Origin of the sequence: Halalkalibacter oceani, assembly GCF_023715705.1 — a bacterium.
Taxonomy (GTDB): domain Bacteria; phylum Bacillota; class Bacilli; order Bacillales; family Bacillaceae_D; genus Halalkalibacter; species Halalkalibacter oceani_A.
On record NZ_JAMBOS010000108.1, the window covers coordinates 1 to 272 of the forward strand.

The 272-nt window shown below is 44.5% G+C and carries 1 protein-coding gene; it reads left to right on the forward strand.

Annotated features, from left to right (window positions below; genetic code table 11):
* Nucleotides 1-272 (forward strand): integrase core domain-containing protein (locus M3212_RS21855; RefSeq protein ID WP_251195999.1); only part of this gene is annotated, 272 nt, incomplete at both ends.

Genomic DNA, 272 nt, shown 5'->3' on the forward strand with positions numbered 1-272 from the left:
TCTCACTTACACAAGGCCGTATGCAGCGGAATCGAAGGGCAAAATTGAAAGGTTCAATAGAGTCATAGATTCATTCATCAGTGAAGCTGTCATCGAAAAGCCGAATACTCTGGATCGTCTGAATGAACTCTTCCAAGTCTGGCTGACTGAGTGCTATCAGAATAAGCCTCATTCTGCACTTGGGGAGAAAATCAGCCCGGAAACCGCATTTCGTTCAGACAAGAAAGCGATTCGGTTCATCGATCCAGAAACGTTAAGCAATGCATTTCTTC